The 18492-nt window shown below is 68.2% G+C and carries 18 protein-coding genes and 2 tRNA genes; 8 read left to right on the top strand and 12 right to left on the bottom strand.

The genetic code is table 11. The features are described 5' to 3' along the window. Nucleotides 1-51: 51 nt before the first annotated feature. Together crgA and C6Y44_RS00155 are read left to right on the top strand one after the other, a co-directional pair. Complete coding sequence (crgA, locus tag C6Y44_RS00160) at nucleotides 52-315, top strand: cell division protein CrgA (RefSeq protein WP_006550938.1); 264 nt, start codon at nucleotides 52-54, stop codon at nucleotides 313-315. Between the two features lie 107 nt (nucleotides 316-422). After that, nucleotides 423-881, top strand: a complete 459-nt coding sequence (locus C6Y44_RS00155) for a PH domain-containing protein (protein ID WP_120280964.1) — start codon at nucleotides 423-425, stop codon at nucleotides 879-881. Here C6Y44_RS00155 and C6Y44_RS00150 read toward each other — a convergent pair. Both C6Y44_RS00150 and C6Y44_RS00145 read right to left on the bottom strand, forming a co-directional pair. Beyond that, nucleotides 866-1792 (bottom strand): rhomboid family intramembrane serine protease, encoded by a 927-nt coding sequence (locus C6Y44_RS00150; RefSeq protein WP_120280963.1) that lies wholly within the window; start codon nucleotides 1790-1792, stop codon nucleotides 866-868. The genes C6Y44_RS00155 and C6Y44_RS00150 overlap by 16 nt on opposite strands. Nucleotides 1793-1802: 10 nt before the next feature. After that, the gene (locus tag C6Y44_RS00145; protein WP_016691095.1) at nucleotides 1803-2330 is read right to left on the bottom strand and encodes a peptidylprolyl isomerase; all 528 of its coding nucleotides are present in this window, start codon (nucleotides 2328-2330) and stop codon (nucleotides 1803-1805) included. 101 nt (nucleotides 2331-2431) lie between these two features. Here C6Y44_RS00145 and C6Y44_RS00140 point away from each other — a divergent pair, with 101 nt between their 5' ends. Both C6Y44_RS00140 and C6Y44_RS00135 read left to right on the top strand, forming a co-directional pair. Then, a complete protein-coding gene (locus C6Y44_RS00140) occupies nucleotides 2432-2896 on the top strand; it encodes a hypothetical protein (RefSeq protein ID WP_159417099.1) in 465 nt (154 codons plus the stop codon). Between the two features lie 355 nt (nucleotides 2897-3251). Next, the gene (locus C6Y44_RS00135; protein WP_159417100.1) at nucleotides 3252-5231 is read left to right on the top strand and encodes an acyl-CoA dehydrogenase family protein; all 1980 of its coding nucleotides are present in this window, start codon (nucleotides 3252-3254) and stop codon (nucleotides 5229-5231) included. A gap of 72 nt (nucleotides 5232-5303) precedes the next feature. On the opposite strand, the gene C6Y44_RS00130 is transcribed toward C6Y44_RS00135, so the two are convergent. Further along, complete coding sequence (locus C6Y44_RS00130; RefSeq protein WP_059381968.1) at nucleotides 5304-6593, bottom strand: lipase family protein; 1290 nt, start codon at nucleotides 6591-6593, stop codon at nucleotides 5304-5306. A gap of 218 nt (nucleotides 6594-6811) precedes the next feature. Between C6Y44_RS00130 and C6Y44_RS00125 the strand changes: the two genes are divergently transcribed. Then, on the top strand, nucleotides 6812-7915 hold the full coding sequence (locus C6Y44_RS00125) for a hypothetical protein (RefSeq protein ID WP_059381967.1): 1104 nt from the start codon (nucleotides 6812-6814) through the stop codon (nucleotides 7913-7915). Here the strand turns inward: C6Y44_RS00125 and C6Y44_RS00120 are convergent, their stop codons facing one another. The 4 genes from C6Y44_RS00120 to C6Y44_RS00105 all read right to left on the bottom strand — a co-directional run bounded on the left by C6Y44_RS00120 (nucleotide 7916) and on the right by C6Y44_RS00105 (nucleotide 11203). Further along, nucleotides 7916-8905 (bottom strand): R2-like ligand-binding oxidase, encoded by a 990-nt coding sequence (locus C6Y44_RS00120; protein ID WP_059381966.1) that lies wholly within the window; start codon nucleotides 8903-8905, stop codon nucleotides 7916-7918. A gap of 45 nt (nucleotides 8906-8950) precedes the next feature. Continuing rightward, on the bottom strand, nucleotides 8951-10126 hold the full coding sequence (locus C6Y44_RS00115) for a Dyp-type peroxidase (protein ID WP_159417101.1): 1176 nt from the start codon (nucleotides 10124-10126) through the stop codon (nucleotides 8951-8953). Further along, the gene (locus C6Y44_RS00110; RefSeq protein ID WP_159417102.1) at nucleotides 10119-10625 is read right to left on the bottom strand and encodes a copper chaperone PCu(A)C; all 507 of its coding nucleotides are present in this window, start codon (nucleotides 10623-10625) and stop codon (nucleotides 10119-10121) included. The genes C6Y44_RS00115 and C6Y44_RS00110 overlap by 8 nt, the downstream gene beginning before the upstream one ends. Before the next feature lie 74 nt (nucleotides 10626-10699). Continuing rightward, nucleotides 10700-11203, bottom strand: coding sequence for a hypothetical protein (locus C6Y44_RS00105; protein WP_120280955.1), 504 nt, complete (start codon nucleotides 11201-11203; stop codon nucleotides 10700-10702). A 145-nt stretch (nucleotides 11204-11348) separates the two neighbouring features. Here C6Y44_RS00105 and C6Y44_RS00100 point away from each other — a divergent pair, with 145 nt between their 5' ends. The 3 genes from C6Y44_RS00100 to C6Y44_RS00090 are packed head-to-tail and all read left to right on the top strand — an operon-like array spanning nucleotide 11349 to nucleotide 13757. Beyond that, complete coding sequence (locus C6Y44_RS00100; RefSeq protein WP_174246959.1) at nucleotides 11349-12479, top strand: ABC transporter permease; 1131 nt, start codon at nucleotides 11349-11351, stop codon at nucleotides 12477-12479. Continuing rightward, entirely contained in the window at nucleotides 12476-13153 is a 678-nt protein-coding gene (locus tag C6Y44_RS00095) for an ABC transporter ATP-binding protein (protein WP_120280954.1), read from the top strand. Before C6Y44_RS00100 ends, C6Y44_RS00095 begins: the two co-directional genes overlap by 4 nt. Before the next feature lie 31 nt (nucleotides 13154-13184). Next, the gene (locus C6Y44_RS00090) at nucleotides 13185-13757 is read left to right on the top strand and encodes a TetR/AcrR family transcriptional regulator (RefSeq protein WP_159417103.1); all 573 of its coding nucleotides are present in this window, start codon (nucleotides 13185-13187) and stop codon (nucleotides 13755-13757) included. Nucleotides 13758-13799: 42 nt separating this feature from the next. On the opposite strand, the gene C6Y44_RS00085 is transcribed toward C6Y44_RS00090, so the two are convergent. The 5 genes from C6Y44_RS00085 to gyrA all read right to left on the bottom strand — a co-directional run bounded on the left by C6Y44_RS00085 (nucleotide 13800) and on the right by gyrA (nucleotide 18457). After that, a complete protein-coding gene (locus tag C6Y44_RS00085; protein ID WP_159417104.1) occupies nucleotides 13800-14231 on the bottom strand; it encodes an SAM-dependent methyltransferase in 432 nt (143 codons plus the stop codon). Between the two features lie 99 nt (nucleotides 14232-14330). Next, nucleotides 14331-14403, bottom strand: a tRNA-Ala gene (locus C6Y44_RS00080). Nucleotides 14404-14540: 137 nt separating this feature from the next. After that, nucleotides 14541-14614: transfer RNA gene (locus C6Y44_RS00075), tRNA-Ile, on the bottom strand. Nucleotides 14615-14689: 75 nt separating this feature from the next. After that, nucleotides 14690-15952 (bottom strand): DUF3566 domain-containing protein, encoded by a 1263-nt coding sequence (locus tag C6Y44_RS00070; RefSeq protein ID WP_159417105.1) that lies wholly within the window; start codon nucleotides 15950-15952, stop codon nucleotides 14690-14692. Continuing rightward, a complete protein-coding gene (gene gyrA, locus C6Y44_RS00065) occupies nucleotides 15953-18457 on the bottom strand; it encodes a DNA gyrase subunit A (RefSeq protein ID WP_120280950.1) in 2505 nt (834 codons plus the stop codon). Nucleotides 18458-18492 lie beyond the last annotated feature (35 nt).

Genomic DNA, 18492 nt, shown 5'->3' with positions numbered 1-18492 from the left:
CCGACCACTCCACCCGTGTACGACGGGTGGAGTCGTGAGAACGAGGACACCATGCCCAAGTCGAAGGTTCGCAAGAAGGACGTCTCCGCGACCCGGACGGTGAGCCGCACACCCGTGAAGGTCAAGGGCACGCCGTCGAGCACGTTGTACGTGACGGTGATGCTCGCCCTGATGGTCATCGGGCTGCTGTGGCTGATCGTCTACTACCTCGCGGCCGAGCAGATCACGTGGATGAACGATCTCGGTGCCTGGAACTTCCTGATCGGTTTCGGGTTCATGGTGGTCGGTCTGATCATGACGATGAACTGGCGCTGACCCCCACCTCGCTCGGGTTACACCGATGTTATTCATCCCCACCTGGGGATAACACTGTGCACAACCCGGTGAGAGGTCTCCGGGGAACGAATCGGAAGAGGACGCAGATGCCCGACGAGACACCGCTGCGGTGGGCGACGCCGCCCGCCGCGATAGCGGCGTTGGCGGCCGCCGGTATCGCCCTTGCCGTGACGGCCGCCGTCGCGGTTCCCGACGCGGCCGGTCGCGTGCTGGTGGGTTTCGCGGCGGTGCTCGTCCTCGTGATGGTCGCGCTCGCGCTGCGACAGCGTCCGCGTCTCGAAGTGCTCCCCGGAGGAACGGGGATCGCGACGATGCGGTTGACGGGTCGTCGCGAGTTCCCGCGGGTGGCACTGCACCGCGTGCGGATCGTCGAGTACCCGCGCTTCGGGCGGCGGGTGCCGATGCTCGAGATCGACACGATCGACCCCGCGACCGGCACGGAGAACCTGATGATCTTCGGCCGGTGGGATCTGGGCACCGACCCGCGGAACGTGCACGCCGCGCTGGCGGTGCGCGATCTCGCGCCCGATCAGACGCCCAGTTGATCGCGTAGCCGCACGACGGCCAGCACGATCGCGACCAGCGTCACCACGACGACCGCGACCAGCGCGATCCACCCGGTGCGCACGATGCGGTCCCGGTCGGTGCCGGCACCGAGATACTGCGGGGCGTAGAGCAGGGCCGCGGTCGCGGCGGCACCGGCGACGAGACCGCCCAGGTGACCCCACAGAGAGATGCCCGGGATGGTGATGCTGATGATCACGTTGAGGCCGACGATGGTCAGCACGGGTGCCGGGCTGCGACGCAGGCGCAGCAGGATGACGGCCTGCGCGCCGAGCAGACCGAAGACTGCTCCCGACGCTCCGGCGGTGACCGCACCGGTCTCCATGAACATCACCGCGGCGGATCCGCCGAGGATCGACACGAGATAGACCGAGAGGTACCGGGCGCGTCCGAGCACGAGTTCGGTGTCGCGGCCGATCACCCACAGGGCGAACATGTTGACGGCCAGGTGGAGCAGGCCGAAGTGCAGGAAGCCGCTGCCGAGGATCCGGATGTACTCGTCGTGCGCGGCGATGATGGGCGGCCACAGCGCCCAGTCGAGGAACAGCTCCGAGCCCTGCTCGTTGGTCATCACGCTGCCCGACTGCGCGGCGGTGATGCCGAAGACGAGCACGTTCAGCGCGATGAGCACGTACGTCACGATCGGCGAGGGCCGATCGGAGCGGACGGGTGCGCCGGCGATGGTGCGGGCCTGCGGTGTCGACCGTTCGGCCGCGGCGACGCAGTCGACGCAGTGCTGACCGACCGAGGCGGGACGCAGGCACTCGGGGCACGCGGGCCGGCCGCATCGGGAGCAGGCGAGAAGGGTCGGGCGGTCGGGATGGCGAACGCACCGCGGCTGGGGCTGCGGGCCACCACCCTCGGCCGCGGAGCCCCAGCCGGGGTTCGTCATGGGAACTCTCTCAGGAGATGGTGATGCTGTTGATTACGACGTCGTCGACCGGGCGATCGGCGCGGTCGGTGGCGGTGGTCGCGATCGCGTCGACGACCTTCTTCGACTCGGCGTCGACGACCTCACCGAAGATGGTGTGGCGACGGTTGAGGTGCGGGGTCGGGCCGACGGTGATGAAGAACTGCGAGCCGTTGGTGCCCGGGCCGGCGTTCGCCATCGCGAGCAGGTAGCCGCGGTCGAACTGCAGCTCGGGGTGGAACTCGTCGCCGAACTGGTAGCCCGGACCGCCACGGCCGGTGCCGGTGGGGTCGCCACCCTGGATCATGAAGCCGTCGATGACGCGGTGGAAGACCGCGCCGTCGTAGAACGGACCGCTGGTCTCGCCCTTGGCGTTCTGGGTCTTGTACTCCTTGGTGCCCTGAGCCAGGCCGACGAAGTTCTCGACCGTCTTCGGCGCGTGGTTGCCGAAAAGAGCAATCGCGATGTCGCCGCGGTTCGTGTGGAGCGTGGCCGTTGCTGTCTGATGCGGTGAAGTCACCCCACCATGGTGCCATTGCCCGCTGCCCGGGCAGGACAGGCGGCGCGGGACACGCTCTCCGGTCACGACTGCAGGTCCGGGCGGTATGGAAGAGTGGACGCATGAGCAAGCTGATTCATGCCGAGACCGACGCCGTGTGGCTTCCGGCATTCGTGCGACGCCACGACGAATCCGGCAATCTCGCGGGTGCTCTCCGCGTGGCCGGCGAGGGCGCGGTAGCGCTCGCGCAGGGCTCGAGTGCGGCCGGACTGTTCGCAGCACGCAAGGGTCTGGACGTCGCGGGCGGACTGTTCTCGGTGGCCCGGCGTGCCGCGGCCGAGCGGTGTGCCGCGAAGTCGTCCTCGCGTCCGGAGCGCACGGGCAGGCGGGTCAGTCTCGTCGTCGCCGGCGCGGTTGCCGTCGTGGCCGCAGGCGGGGTCGTGTTCTACCGGCGACGCCGTCCGGCTCACCCGCCGATCGCTCCGGAACCGCCGCGCGTGCGGCCGGCGGAATCCGCCGCGACGACGACCGGAGAGGCCGCGTCGACGCCGGTCTCCCCCGAGTCCACCGACACCTCGGAGGCCTGATCGCCGGTCGCGGTGCCGAATTCTCGTTCCGCGGATCGGATCTCATGGTCGACGATGAGGCACGCCGCGAAGTAGAGCGCGCCGAGGAAGGTGAGCAGGACGGGGACGAAGGCCAGGAATTCCATGGCCACCTCCGTTCCGATCCGCGGTGGGGATCGGCGAGTGACGGGCGGGGCGCGTCGTCGGTGACGATTCGAGCGTAGGCGTATCCGGGAGTACCGGCACGTCCCCGACAACCTCCGCGTCAGTGATCTCCTTCACATCTCGACCGCTTCATGATCGACATGTCCGAAGCTGTGATAAGCGACACATCCGGGTGCATACTCACCAGTAGGCACGCGACCCGGAGGCAGTCATGGCAGACAGCGCCGATGATCGAACCCCACAGGTCACCGAGCGGCAGGCTCACGAAGTAACCGAGCGGCAGGCTCGCGAAGTAGCGGAGCAGGCCCGCGAATCCGAGTGGAACAAGCCGTCCTTCGCGAAGGAACTGTTCCTCGGACGGCTCACCCTCGACCTCGTTCACCCCTTCCCGCGACCGACTCCCGACGAGGATTCCCGCACCGAGGAGTTCCTCGCGCGCTTGCGCGCGGCATGCAGTTCGATGGACGGCGGCCGCATCGAACGCGACGCGCGGATACCCGACGAATACGTCCGTGAACTGGCCGAGCTCGGCTGTTTCGGCATGAAGATCCCGCAGGAGTACGGCGGTCTCGGGCTGTCGCAGGTCGCCTACAACCGGGCCCTGACGGTCGTCGCCTGCGTGCACCCCAGCATCGGGGCGCTGTTGTCGGCCCATCAGTCGATCGGTGTGCCGGAACCGTTGAAGCTCGCCGGCACCCCCGAGCAGAAGCAGCGTTTCCTGCCGCGATGCGCGCGCGGCGCCATCTCGGCCTTCCTGCTCACCGAACCCGACGTCGGGTCCGACCCCGCGCGACTCGCGTCCACCGCCACCCCCGTCGAGGACAGCAGTGCCTACGAACTCGAGGGCGTCAAGCTGTGGACGACCAACGGGGTGGTGGCCGAACTGCTCGTCGTCATGGCCCGCGTACCGAAGAGCGAGGGCCATCGCGGCGGGATCTCCGCCTTCGTCGTGGAAGCGGATTCGCCCGGCATCACCGTCGAACGCCGGAACTCCTTCATGGGTCTGCGCGGCATCGAGAACGGCGTGACCCGGCTGCACAAGGTGCGGGTTCCGAAGGAGAACCTGATCGGGCGTGAGGGCGACGGGCTGAAGATCGCGTTGACGACGCTCAACGCCGGTCGCCTCGCCATCCCCGCGATGTGTTCGGGTGCCGGGAAGTGGGCGTTGAAGATCGCTCGCGAATGGTCGTCGGAGCGGGTGCAGTGGGGCAAGCCGGTCGGTGAGCACGAGGCCGTCGCCGCGAAGATCTCGTTCATCGCCGCGACCACCTACGCACTCGAGTCCGTCGTGGAGCTGTCGGGCCAGATGAACGACGAGCAGCGCAACGACATCCGCATCGAGGCGGCACTGGCGAAGTTGTGGGCGAGCGAGATGGGATGCCTCATCGCCGACGAGCTGGTGCAGATCCGCGGCGGGCGCGGCTACGAGACCGCCGAGTCGCTCGCGGCGCGCGGCGAACGGGCTGTTCCCGCAGAGCAACTCGTCCGCGACCTGCGGATCAACCGGATCTTCGAGGGGTCGAGCGAGATCATGCGTCTGCTCGTCGCCCGCGAGGCGGTCGACGCCCACCTGCGCGCAGCCGGCGAACTCGCCGACCCCGATTCGACCGGTAAGGAGAAGGCGCAGGCCGCGGTGCGGGCGAGCGGGTTCTACGCCCGGTGGCTCCCGAAGCTCGTCGCCGGCAAGGGGCAACTACCGCGGACTTACAACGAATTCGGTTCCCTGGCACCGCATCTGAGGTACATCGAACGCAGCTCGCGCAAGCTCGCCCGCTCGACCTTCTACGGGATGGCCCGCTGGCAGGCCGGACTCGAGAAGCGGGAGAACTTCCTCGGCCGGATCGTCGACATCGGAGGCGAACTGTTCGCCGCGACCGCCGTGTGCGTGCGCGCCGAACGGCAACGCGTGGACGGGCATCCGGAAGCCGACGCGGCCTTCGAACTGGCCGACGCCTTCTGCAAGCAGTCGCGGCTGCGTGTGGAGAAGTTGTTCGACGCCCTGTGGACGAACACCGACGCCGAGGACCGTCGCACCGCGGCCGGCGTTCTCGAGGGTAGATACGAGTGGCTCGAGCGCGGCGTGCTCGATCCGAGCGAGGGCACCGGCCCGTGGATCTCCCGCTGGGAACCGGGTCCGTCGACCGAGACGAACGTCGCGCGCCGGATCATCGACACCCGACACTCGGTGTAGTCCCCGCACACGGAGCCGGCCCGCATCCCGAAAGGGAGTGCGGGCCGGCTCCGTTGTGGATCGGTCGGAGCGTCAGAAGGCTCCGCAGTTCGACGGTGCGGGCTCACCGCGCAGTCGCGCTTCGATGTACGAGACGGACTCGGGCAGTCCGCCGATCATCGGCACCGCATGGTTGATGATGAAGCCGGGCAGGATCGGCGGGGTCGTGTTGGGCAGGAACTGCACCGTCGCGCCCTTGTCGCACCAGTCCAGCGCCAGCTGACGGCCCTGACCGTAAGGGACGGTGTCGTCCTGCGTGCCGTGCTGGAGCAGGACGGGCACGGCCGGGGTGCGGTTGCCGATGCGCTGCTCCGCGAGGATCTTCTGGACCTGGGGAAGGCGCTCGAGCACGACGTCGAGGGGCTCACCCGTGCGGGTGTAGTCGCCGGTGCGCTGGAACGCGAAGTTCGCGATCGTCTCCGGGACGCACTGGTTCGCCACCGCGGCGAGCATCTCGCGACCGTGATCGCTGACCTCGGCGTCGATCTCGTCGCGGATCTCCGGGTAGGCGTCGGCCAGGCCGTTGATCGTGTATCCGATGGCACCGGTGAGCAGTGTGCCGTCGATCTGCTTCAGCGTGGCCACCAGGTCGGCGGGCGGAGCACCCACGTAGGCGCCGACGAGGTTCAGTTCGGGGGCGTACTCGGGTGCGAGCTCGGCCGCAGCGCCCGACGCGCCGCCGCCCTGCGAGTAACCGAACAGGCCGACCGGGCTGTTCTCCGTCACCGACGCGTTCTCGAGCTTCAGCGCCGCACGCACCGAGTCGAGGACAGCGTGGGCCTCGGCGGCGCGGTTCACGTAGGTGTGGTGCCCCGGCGTACCGAGACCGTCGTAGTCGGTGACGACCACGGCGATGCCGCGCAGCAGTAGCGCGTTGATCGACAGCACCTCGTACTCGGTGAAGAAGTCGAGGGGCGGGTTGTAGTTCACGAGCGCCCCGAGATTGCGCGACGGCGCGCACTGGTCACCCTGACCGTGGGTGCCGATGGCCAGTGCGACGAGCGGCCGGTCGCCGGGACCGTCCCACGGCGTCGACGGTTCGATGTAGGTGCCGCTCACCGCGTTGGGCGCACCCTTGGCGTCGTTGCTGCGGTACAGCAGTTTGGTGCCCTGACCGGGGAAGACACCGTCGGCGACGGGTGCGCGCAACGCCAGATCGGACGGTGCCGTGCGCAGGACGTCGCCGGGAGCACTCGTCGGCAGCGGATCCGGCGGGAGATAGAAGTCCGTCTCGGCTCCCGCTGTCGTCGCGGTTCCGAGAAGTCCACCCGCGAGGACCGTCGTGGTCACCGCCGCGGCCATCCACTTCCGAGCACGCCCCATTGTGTTGTTCCTCCACCTGGATCCACCGGAGCCGTGTGTCCCTCGTCACGGCGGTACGGACTGTAACACGTACTTACCGGAAAGTAAGGTCGGCACTTCCCACCCTGTCTGCCACAATCGTTCTTCGCGCCCGAAGCGGTGCATTTGTCCGGCGCACCCGGAGCGAGTCGGGTCTCGCCGGCAAGACGGACGAGCAGCCTCTCGAGGGAAGGGAAGACATGGCAATCGGTGTCGGCCTCCGGATCGGGCGAGTCGTGTCCACGGCGGTCATCGCGTCCAACGAACCCGGCACTCCCGACCCTGTCGTCCTCGCCCGCGACTCCGTCCTGCACGTCGACCACGACGGCAACACGTCACTCGGCAGCGTGGCGCACGGCGACGAAGCGCGCACGATCGCGGGCTTCCTCACGCGGGTCGGCGACGCATCGGGCATCACCGCGAGCGACGGTCGCATGTACCGCGCCGAGGACGCGATGGCCACCGCCATCCACTGCCTGCTGCGGGAGTGCCACCCGCTGCCCACCTTCGGCGGCATGGACCGCGACAGCGACCCCGGCTACGCCGCGACCTACCCGTCGCACTGGGATCCGGACACCATCGCGACCTTGCGCGCGGCCCTGGACTATGCGGATCTGCGACACGTCGACCTCGTGTCCGACGCGCAGGCGGCCGCCGCCTGGTACGCCTCCGAGATATCCGAGACCCCGGGCCAGCTCGTCGGGGTCTTCCACCTCGACGACGGCGGCTCGACCGTCACCCTCGTGCGTTCGGGCGTGCCCGCCGGCAAGGCCTACCGCACTCCCGCCCAGGGCGCTCCGTCCCCGGCAGCCCAACTCGCCACGGCCCTCGGATCGTTCGGCTGGATTCCGGACAATCTCGAGGCGGTCGTCGTCATGGGCGACGGTCTCGTCGCACGCGACCGCACCCATATCCAGGGGATCGCGAACAGCCTCGCCACGAAGCTCACGGTGCGCAGTCTCGTCGGCCCGGGACCGGAACAGACCGCGGCGCTCGGCGCGGCGATCCTCGCGGCCGGATTCACCCCGGCACGCGAGACCAACAAGACCAGGATCGGACTGCCACCCTCCTACGACGAAACCGACGTTCTCACCGGTGGTCTCGCGCGACTGCGCGAACTCGAGCGGCGCATCGACGCCGAGAACCTCGTGGGCGCGCGCAACGCCGCGGAGGAGTCCGCGCCCGTGCCCGTTCTCACCGCCGACACCGAGGAGGAGACCGGCGGCGGCAACACGAGAACGGTGGCCATCGCAGCCGTTGCCGTTCTCGTGTTGATCGCGCTCGTCGTGGGCGTGCTGCTCTGACTACTCCCCCGCTCGCTCCGCCGGGATGCGATCGGGAGTGGGCACTGCGGCGAGAGCGGCAGCGTCCTCGTCGCCGAAACGGTCCTCGAGCACCGCGGGAGCAAAATCGAGATCGATCTCCTCGAGGGGACGCCCGCGCGCGGATTCGATTGCGCCGAGCCGTCTCTGGGCCCGGTCCGCCGCGTAGGAGATGAACTCGTCGTTGTCGAGGCCGTAGGGCTGTTCGTCGAACTGCTCGTTCTGCCACTGGATCATGCCGGTCGCGAGGGGAATCAGTTCCTCCATCCGCTGCAGCACGACGTTCCAGTTCGAATCGTCCGCTGCCACATGCCGTCTGCAGGTGAACGTGCCCCAGGCCATGTGTCGGCGCTCGTCGGAGCCGATCCGCCGGATGATCTCCTGCATGCCCGGAAGGATCCCGAACTTCGTGCACACCTTCTGCCACGCGTAGTACCCGGTCAGCGCGAGACTGCCCTCGATGACGTGGTTGTAGGTGACGCTCGCGCGGACCTGGTTGGCCGGCGACGGATCGCTCTCGAGGACGCGGAGGCTGTGCGGTAGTTCCTCGTAGAACAGCTTCCGGTAGTAGGGATTCTCGGCGACGAAGGGATGCAGGTCGGACGTGAGTCCCACGGTGTCCATCCAGCGACGGAACACCTGGACGTGCTTGGCCTCCTCGTAGCAGAACTGCGTCAGGTACATCTCGTCGCCCAGTCGCCCTTCCGCCTCCATCGCGCGGAGGAACGGGAGGATGTCCTGGGTGACGGCCTCCTCACCCGCGACGAACAACGCGACCAGATAGGTCGAACTGCGGCGCTGCTCGGAGTTGAGCGAGGCCCAGTCGTCGGCGTCGTGGGAGAAGTCGATGTCCATCGGGTCCCAATGTGCTGCGTTGCCCTTCGCGAAGAGACGCAGCGGGAAGGCGTCCCAGTTCAGACCGCCTTCCCGCAACGACGCGAAGCCTTGACGTATCTGTGTAATCTCGGTCACACAATCGAGGCTAGACCTCGATTCCACATCCGTCGCGGACTTGTCTCAGACACCCAGCAGGACGTCGCCGGGATAGCCGTCGGGCCCGAAACCCGGCGGGAGGAGGAAGACGGCCGACCCGATCGGGGTGATCCACGGATTCAGCGCGTCGTGTTCGGCGAGGCGCTGCTGCACCGGGACGAACTGACGCTCCACGTCCACCTGGTAGGCGGCGAACAACAGTCCGGCGCCGTCCTGGTCGTCGTAGTTGTAACCCCGTCGCAGGAACTGCTCGTCGCCCGTGCGGGGACGCGCCCGCGCGACGTGCGATTCCGGCGGGATCACCGGGATGCCGAACCGGTCGATGGCCTCGAAGTCGGCATCGTCGTGCTCCTCCGAGCCCGTCAGCGGAGCACCGTTCGACAGTCGCCGGCCGACGGCGAGTTCCCGAGCGGGACGGTCCAGCTCGTCCCAGGTGTCGAGTTCCATGCGGATCCGGCGTAACACGAGCGAGGTGCCACCGGCCATCCACGGCGGGTCGCCCGGATTCCACACCTGCCGGTCGAAATCCGGGCTGTGCGGCGCGGGATTGACGGTGCCGTCGACCTGCCCCATGAGGTTGCGCATCGTCGTCCCGTCGGGTCGCGTGCCGGCCGCGCGCCGGAACCCTCGCTGGATCCAGCGGACCGTCGCCACCGATCGCACACTCTTGGTGAGTGTGCGGACCGCGTGCGAGACGGTCACCGGGTCGTCGGCGCAGACCTGCAACAGCAGGTCGCCGCCCGACCATCGTTCCTCGAGCCGGTCGATCGGGAAGGCCGGCAGCGGCTTCAGCCACGCGGGTCGCCGGTCGGTCAGGCCCGCGGCGTCGAAGACCGCGGGACCGTAGCCGACGGTGACCGTCAGCCGGGCCGGGTCGACGGCGAGTTCGGGTTCGGTGTCGCCCAACGCCGGTGTCCCGGTGGTGAGCCGCCGGGCGTCCTCGGCCCACACCCGCATGATCCCGACGAGCCCGTCACGATCGACGCCCTCGGCGAGGTCCAGTGCCACGAACGACGCGAACGACTGCGCGGGGGTGTCGATACCGGCCTGATAGGTTCCGTGGATCTCCACGGTCCGCGCGCCGATCGGTTCGGGGATGCGGGACGCGACCGCCGTCCCACCTCCGACCGCGCCGAGTCCTGCTGCACCCAGCGCGGCGACACCGCCCCCGAGCAGCGCGCGACGAGTGAACCTAGCCATCGTGCGCTGCTCCGTCGGCCGGCACGTATTCCTCCTGTGCTCCGGCGAAGTCGCGGACCTGGGCGGTGAACTCTTCGGTGGAACCGTCCGCGAACTCGAGCGTGAAGCTCACCGTGCTGCCGGGTCCCAGGGGCTCGACGAGATTCATGAGCATGAGGTGATCACCGCCGGGAACGAGGGCGTGGGTGGTCCCGGCGGGGACGACGAGTCCGTCGCCCATCTCCTGCATGACCATGGAGGTGCCCTCCGCGGACACCATCTCGTGCAGTTCGGTGGAGGCGGACGAGGGGCTGGACGCGCCCACGATGTGCACGTCGTTGCTTCCGGTGTTCTCGATCTCGGCGAAGGCTCCGGTCATCCCGGTGTCGGAGGCCTTCACCCAGGCATCGGCGACGACGACGGCATCCGCCGAGGTCGTGGCGGCATCGGATCCGCAGGCGGTCGCGAACAGTGCGACGGCGACGGCGACGCTCGCGGTGCAGAGCAGGGTCTTCTTCATGATTCTCCGTGGATCGGTGGCGGCATACGGGCACGCCGAACGAACGGTCGTCGGGAGACGACCGAGTGAGGGACCTAGCGGAGAACTGCGGGTGGCCCGCGACTTCCCACCCCGCCGACGTGCCGGATCCCCGGACCCACGCGGGGCCGGTGGGTGATGCGGGTGGATTCCGCAGCGGCCACGGGCAGCGCGCGGAACAGTTCGGGGAGTATCCGGCACAGGGCCGCGAGCGCGACCTCGCAACCCTTCTCGGCGCCGTGCACGAGCAGGGCAGCCACGGCGACCGCAGCGGCGTGCGCGACGAGCATCTCCGGTGTCGGGGTGTGCAGGTGACCGTCGTGCAGTCCGAGCACGAGGTGCCCTGCCACCTGACCGAGGACGAGGAGCAGCGGCACCGGCAGACGGGTCTCCGCGGCGAGCATCCCGGAGGCGACGGCGAGACCGGCGAGGAACACCAGCACGTCCTGGTGCGGCACGGCACCACCCGCGACAGCGTGCGCCGCGACGCTCAGAGTGGCCGAGATTCCGCACACGAAGACCGCGCGCATGCGCCTCACGGTCTCCACGTCGACGGCCATGGGATCAGAATACTTCTCCCACCTGCAATTACTACCTAATGTAGTAACTGTCACGTAAAGATACCGACAGCGTGTCGGTAAGATATCGACGTGCCGTCGAGAAGATCGGGGGCACCTGTCCGGTCCAGCCCACGAAGGACTCCGCATGTTTCTTGCCCTGCGCGAACTGTGGTTCGCGCGTACCCGCTTCCTGTTGATGGGCGCGGTCGTCGCGCTCATCTCGATCCTCATGGTCATCCTGTCCGGACTGTCGTCCGGTCTCGTCGTCGACGGTGTCTCCGCCCTGCAGCGCACACCGGTCCAGGCGTTCGCCTTCGCCGAGGGGACCAAGACCGACTCCGCGTTCTCCCGATCCGTGGTCACGGAGGACCAGGCCGACGCCTGGCGTGCCCGCCCGGACGTCGCCCGGGCCGAACTGTTCGGCAACACCATCGTCAACGCGAAGACCGACAGTGGGGTCCCCGTCGACCTCACCCTCTTCGGTATCCGGCCGGGATCGTTCCTCGAACCCTCGGTCGCCGAGGGGACACCGATCGGCGGTGACACCGACGTCGTCCTCAGCGACAGCGCCCGCGACACCGGCGTGGAACTCGGCGACACCATCGTCGTCGATCGTCTCGGCACCCGGCTGACCGTCGTCGGCTTCACCTCCGACAAGCGCACCTTCGGCCACGTCGACGTCGCCTACCTGCCCCTGAACACCTGGCAGGAGATCCATGCCGGCGTCCGCCTCGGTGAACAGGTCCCCCCGAGCGCGTACACCGAAGCCAGCGTGGTCGCGATCGAGGGCGTCGGCGGAACACTGCCCGACCTCGCCGCCGGCGACGCCGAGGCCGGTACGGCCGCGAAGACCCTCGAGGAATCGTTCGACGCCTCCCCCGGCTACAGCGCCGAGATGATGACGATGTCGATGATCATCGCGTTCCTCTACGCGATCTCCGCCCTCGTCGTCGGAGCGTTCTTCACGATCTGGACGGTGCAGCGCAGCCGGGAGATCGCCGTGCTCCGCGCGATGGGTGCCTCCACCGGCTTCCTCCTACGCGACTCGCTCCTGCAGGCCGTGATCGTGCTCGTCGGCTCCGTGGCCGTCGGCGTGCTCATCGGACTCGGTCTCGGATCGGGCCTCGAAGGCAGCGGCATGCCGTTCGTCCTCGAGACCGGGCCGATCGTGCAGGGCGCCGTCCTGCTCGTCGTCCTCGGCCTCGTCGGCGCCGCCCTCGCCGTGACCCGCATCGTCCGCGTCGACCCGCTCGCAGCACTGGGAGAGAACCGATGACCGTCACCACCACGGGTCTGGACCTGGCCGACGTCTGCCTGTCCTTCGGCGACGGTGACAGCACGGTCCACGCCCTCGACCACGTCGACCTGGATGTCGCGCCGGGCGAACTCGTCGCGATCGTCGGCCCGTCCGGCGCCGGCAAGTCGAGCCTGCTGGCGGTCGCGGGCGGCCTGAGCCGACCCACCTCCGGCACCGTGAAGGTCGACGGGATCGACCTGACCGAGCTCGACCGGAAGGCCACCACGAAGCTGCGGCGTGAACGCATCGGTTTCGTGTTCCAGTCCGGCAACCTCCTCCCCGCCCTCACGGCGCGCGATCAGCTGCTCCTCGTCGAGAAGATCACCGGACGGCACGGGCGGAATCCCACCGAACTGCTCGCCTCGGTGGGCATGGAGCACCGCGCCGATCGTCGTCCGGGACAGCTCTCGGGCGGTGAGCGTCAGCGGGTCGGCATCGCACGTGCTCTGATGGCCGAACCGTCGCTGTTGCTCGTCGACGAACCCACCGCGGCCCTCGATCGCACACGCAGCCACGAGGTCGTCGAACTGCTGGCACGGGAAACCCACACCAGCGGAGTGGCTACGATCATGGTCACCCACGACCACGAAGTCCTGCGGCACTGCGACCGCGTGCTGGAGATGGTCGACGGAAGACTTCGACCACACGACTGAGTGATCGACAGCTGAACGAGGAGGGCCGGCGGTGCCGAAGATTTCCGCAGCGACGGTCGCGGAGCATCGCGCCGCGCAGCGCCGTGCCCTCCTCGACGCAGCGCTCGAACTCCTCGCCGAGAAGCCGGAACAGGCACCTTCCCTCGGCGACGTCGCCCGCCGTGCCGGTCTGGCACGGTCGAGCGTCTACAACTACTTCGATTCTCGCGACGACCTGCTGCACGCAGTCGTCGTCGACCTGTTCCCCCGCTGGAACGAGCGCGTGGTCGAGGCGATGGACAAGGTCTCCGATCCGACCGAGCGGGTGCTGACGTACATCGACGTCAACCTGCAACTGGTCGCCGAAGGAGAACACGCGATCGTCGGTGCTCTCGCCACCTTCACACCTCAGGCGTTCAGCGACGAGAGCATGCACGCGATGCACCAGGACCTGGTCCTCCCCCTCGTCGAGGCGCTGCGCGCCCGAGGAGTCGCGGATCCCGAACTCGACGCCGAACTCGTCACCGCCCTCGTGCACAAGGGCACGGAACTGATCGAATCCGGCCGCGAACTCGGCGAGGTGCGCTCCTCGATCCGTAGGGTTCTCACCACCGCGCTCTCCTGATGTTTCACGTGAAACGGACCGTCGATTCGGGACCGTTCACGATCACCTCGGGATGCCAAGCTCCCGGAGGGGGGCACCACCGTCGACGAACAGGCGCGCATCCGGCCGTGTCGCCGCTGCAATCCGCTCCAGAGCGATCCTGCCGGCTTCGGGATGCCGGCCGTCGAGTGCACCGACCCTGATCGCGAAGACGAGGTCGAACGGCTCCTCCCCCTCCCCTACGACGAAGTCCTCGATGGTGACGCAGCGCGCACTCAACCGCCCCGACGCTACGAGGTCGCCGGACGAGGAGATCAGTTGGTCGATCGCCGTGCGGGAACGGTCGATGGCGAGAATGTGTCCGGTGGTCAACCGTTCGGCGACGGCCCGTGCTGCGGCACCGGGACCGCACCCGATCTCCAGCACCCGCAGGTGCGGCTCCAGCGGCAGCGCGGCGACGATCTCGGCGAGTCGCGGAGAGAGGCGGGGTGTCACCCTTCGAGTGTGGAATGTGGGCACACGGGCCGGGGAAGCAACAGAGAAAGGGCGCTTCCGAAAGATCGGAAACGCCCTCTACCTGTATTCATGTGATTGTGGAGCCTAGGAGATTCGAACTCCTGACATCTGCCTTGCAAAGGCAGCGCTCTACCAACTGAGCTAAGGCCCCGTCCGCCGCGTCAGCGACTGGGAACCGCGTGCCATTCGTCTTCGCTCCGAAGCATGCGAGCGATTCCGAGAACGATCAGAATCCCGGTTCCCACGAGTGCGAGAACCCTCATTCCGATCATCCTTCCGGCACGGGAGTGGGCCTAGGAGGACTTGAACCTCCGACCTCTTCGTTATCAGCGAAGCGCTCTAACCGCCTGAGCTATAGGCCCTCGAACCGAGATGGAACACTACCCCACCGGGGCCGCCGGAAACAAATCGCCTCGGCGGGGCAGCGTTCCTGCAGGTCAATCCGGGTCTGCGAGGGTGGCCTGGACGCCGCCCACGAGATCGGTGCAGAGGTTGTAGATGAACGCACCGAGGGTCGCGAGAGCTGTCAGCAACACCGTGTTGGCGATGCCGATGATCGTCGCGTAGCCGAACACCTGGCCGGCCGAGACGAGCGCACCGCTACCGGCGTCGGAGACGATGTCGGTGAATGCACTGTTGAGGCGTTCCCACACCCCCATGCCGGCCAGCACGCCGTAGAGCAGGCCGACCGCGATCATCCACACGAAGAACAACGACACCGAGATCACCGACGAGATCTTCAACATCGACCAGGGGTCGATACGGCGGATCTGCACGGTGGCCCGCAGCGGTCCGGCGGCGGGGATCGCCGTGGGAACCGCGGTGGCGGTGGGAGCGTTCACCTGCGGGGTCTCCCCCGTGCTCGGCGAACCGGTCGACGGATGCTTCACCGCGGACAGATCCGGCAGGTCCTTGGCGAGATCCTTGCGTTCGATGTGCCGCGTCGGGCCGTCGATGACCGCGGACTTCGCCTTCGCCGCAGCAGCCCGGTCGCCCGCCCCGCGCGCGGCGTCTCCGCCACCGGCCGGGCGAGCTCCTCCGGCAGCCTTGGGAGCCGCTGTGCCGGTCACGACGGGACGCGTCGACGGCGCCGGACCTCCGGCCGCAGAGCCCTTGGCCGAGGCCGCAGCAGGGCGCTGAGGCGCTCCACCCTGCTTGGACAGACCCGGACCCACACCCGGAACGTTCGTCTGCGGAGCGTTCTGCGGAGAGCCCGACTGCGCCGACGCCGCTCCCCGCTGCCAGGGAGGGGTCGGGCCGCCGGAGCGGGGCATCTGTGCGGTGCGCTGCTGACCTGTGGCCGGCTGATCGGCCGCAGCCGACCCGTTCTTACCGTCCGAGGAGGCACCACCGGACTTCTGGGAGCCGCCCTGAGCAGGCGTGTCCTGCGCCGCCTTCGCCGTCTGCTCGGCGGCCTTCCGGCCTGCTGCCGGCTGCTGGTCGGCCGAACCCTGCACGGGTGCCGGGTCCACTGCTCCCGCTGCGGGAGCGGACGAACCCTGCGCCGGTGCCCCAGGAGCCTGCGAAGGCTGTGCCGGGGACGACTGCGACGACCGGTTCTCCGGTGCCGGTTTCTGCTCCGAGGCCGGGCCCTGCTGCGTGCCCGTGTTCTCGGGCTTCACCTCGTTCTCTGTACGGTCCTCCGGCTTCCGACCGGGTTGCCCGCGATCGGCCCCGTTCGGTCCCTGGGGAGTGCTCACTTACGACTCCTTAGCTCCGGCTGCGTCGGCTTCGTCCGGCTCGTCGGCGTTGCGCGCGATCGCGAGCAATGTATCGCCCTCGGCCAGGTTCATGAGCCGCACGCCCTTGGTCTGACGGCCTGCCTTGCGCACCTGCTTCGCCGCAGTGCGGATGACACCGCCGCTCGAGGTGATGGCGTACAACTCGTCGTCGTCCTCGACGATGCGCGCCCCGACCAGGTTGCCACGCTTGCGGTCGTACTGGATGGTCAGAACACCCTTACCGCCGCGACCCTGGACCGGGTAGTCCTCCATCGGGGTGCGCTTGGCGTAACCACCCGAGGTCGCGACCAGCAGGTAGGTGCCCTCCTTGACGACGTTGAGCGAGAGCAGCTTGTCCTCGCCGTTGAACCGCATGCCCTGCACACCGGAGGTCGCGCGGCCCATCGGACGCAGCGCCTCATCGGTGGCGGAGAAACGGATCGACTGGCCCTGCTGCGAGACGAGCAGCAGATCGTCCTCGGCGGAGCACAGCACCGCGCCGACGAGCTCGTCGTCGCCGCGCAGGTTGATCGCGACGATGCCACCCGAACGGTTGGAGTCGAAGTCGGACAGGCGCGACTTCTTGACCAGGCCGTTGCGGGTCGCGAGCACCAGGTAGGGAGCATCCTCGTAGGTCTTGAGGCGGATGACGCCCTGGATACGCTCATCGGGCTGGAAGGCCAGCAGGTTCGCGACGTGCTGACCACGCGCCGTGCGGTTCGCCTCGGGCAGCTCGTACGCCTTCGCGCGGTAGACGCGACCCTTCGTCGTGAAGAACAGCAGCCAGTCGTGCGTGGACGTCACGAAGAAGTGCTTGACGATGTCGTCCTGCTTGAGCTCGGCACCCTTGACGCCCTTGCCGCCGCGCTTCTGCGAGCGGTACAGGTCGGTGCGCGTGCGCTTGGCGTAACCGGTCTCGGTGATGGTGACGACGACGTCCTCGCGTGCGATGAGGTCCTCGTCGTTGACATCGCCGTCGGCCGCGACGAGCCGCGTGCGACGCTCGTCGCCGTACTTGTCGACGATCTCCTTCAGCTCGTCGCGGACGATGGCGCGCTGCCGCTCCGGACGGGCCAGGATGTCCTTGTAGTCCTCGATCTCGCGCTCGATCTCGGCGAGGTCGTCGACGATCTTCTGACGCTCGAGGGCAGCGAGGCGACGCAGCTGCATCGCCAGGATGGCGTCGGCCTGGATCTCGTCGACCGTGAGCAGCTCGATCAGGCCGGCGCGCGCGATGTCGACGGTCTGCGACGCGCGGATGAGCGCGATGACCTCGTCGAGCGCGTCGAGGGCCTTGACCAGGCCGCGCAGGATGTGGGCGCGTTCCTCGGCCTTGCGCAGCAGGTACCGCGTACGCCGGACGATGACCTCGATCTGGTGGTTGACGTACAACCGGATCATCTGGTCGAGGCGCAGCGTGCGCGGCACTCCGTCGACGATCGACAGCATGTTGCAGCCGAAGCTCGTCTGCAGCTGCGTGTGCTTGTAGAGGTTGTTGAGAACCACCTTGGCCACCGCGTCGCGGCGGACGGTGACGACGATGCGCATGCCCACGCGGTCGGACGACTCGTCGTGGATGTCGGAGATGCCCGCGATCTTGCCGTCGCGGACCTGCTCGGCGATCGACGTGATGAGGTTGTCCGGGTTGACCATGTAGGGCAGCTCGGTGATGACGATGCTGGTGCGGCCCTTGGAGTCCTCTTCGATCTCCACGACGCCGCGCATCTTCACCGATCCGCGACCGGTCGTGTAGGCATCGTGGATGCCCTGCGAGCCGGTGATCAGGCCGGCGGTCGGGAAGTCCGGTCCCTTGATCCGTTCCATGACCGCGGCGAGGGTGGTCTCCTCGTCGGCCTCGAAGTTCTCGAGCGCCCAGTAGATGGCTTCCGCCACCTCGCCGAGATTGTGCGGCGGGATGTTGGTGGCCATACCGACCGCGATACCGCCCGAACCGTTGATCAACAGGTTGGGGATACGGCTGGGGAGAACCGTCGGTTCCTGCGTGCGGCCGTCGTAGTTCGGCTGGAAATCGACCGTCTCGTGGTCGATCTCCCGCAGCATCTCCATCGCCAGCGGCGTGAGCCGGCACTCGGTGTACCGCATGGCGGCAGCGCCGTCGTTGCCGCGGGAACCGAAGTTGCCCTGGCCGTCGACGAGCGGATAACGCATCGACCACGGCTGCGCCAGACGCACGAGCGTGTCGTAGATCGACGCGTCGCCGTGCGGGTGGTAGTTGCCCATGGTCTCGGCGACCGCGCGCGCCGACTTCACGTACCCGCGATCGGGACGGAAGCCGTTGTCGAACATCGCGTAGAGCACTCGACGGTGCACCGGTTTGAGACCGTCACGCACGTCGGGCAGAGCACGGCCCACGATCACGCTCATCGCGTAATCGATGTAGCTGCTCTGCATCTCCTGCTGGATGTCGACGGGCTCGATGCGGTCGTGCCCCGGCCCCTCCGGAGGCAACGTGGTGTCGGTCATGAGCTCCTTCTTCTACTCGGCTCGCACGCCCGGCT

The sequence above is a fragment of the Rhodococcus rhodochrous genome, assembly GCF_014854695.1.
Lineage (GTDB): Bacteria > Actinomycetota > Actinomycetes > Mycobacteriales > Mycobacteriaceae > Rhodococcus.
This window is presented reverse-complemented; position numbering and strand designations above follow the sequence as displayed.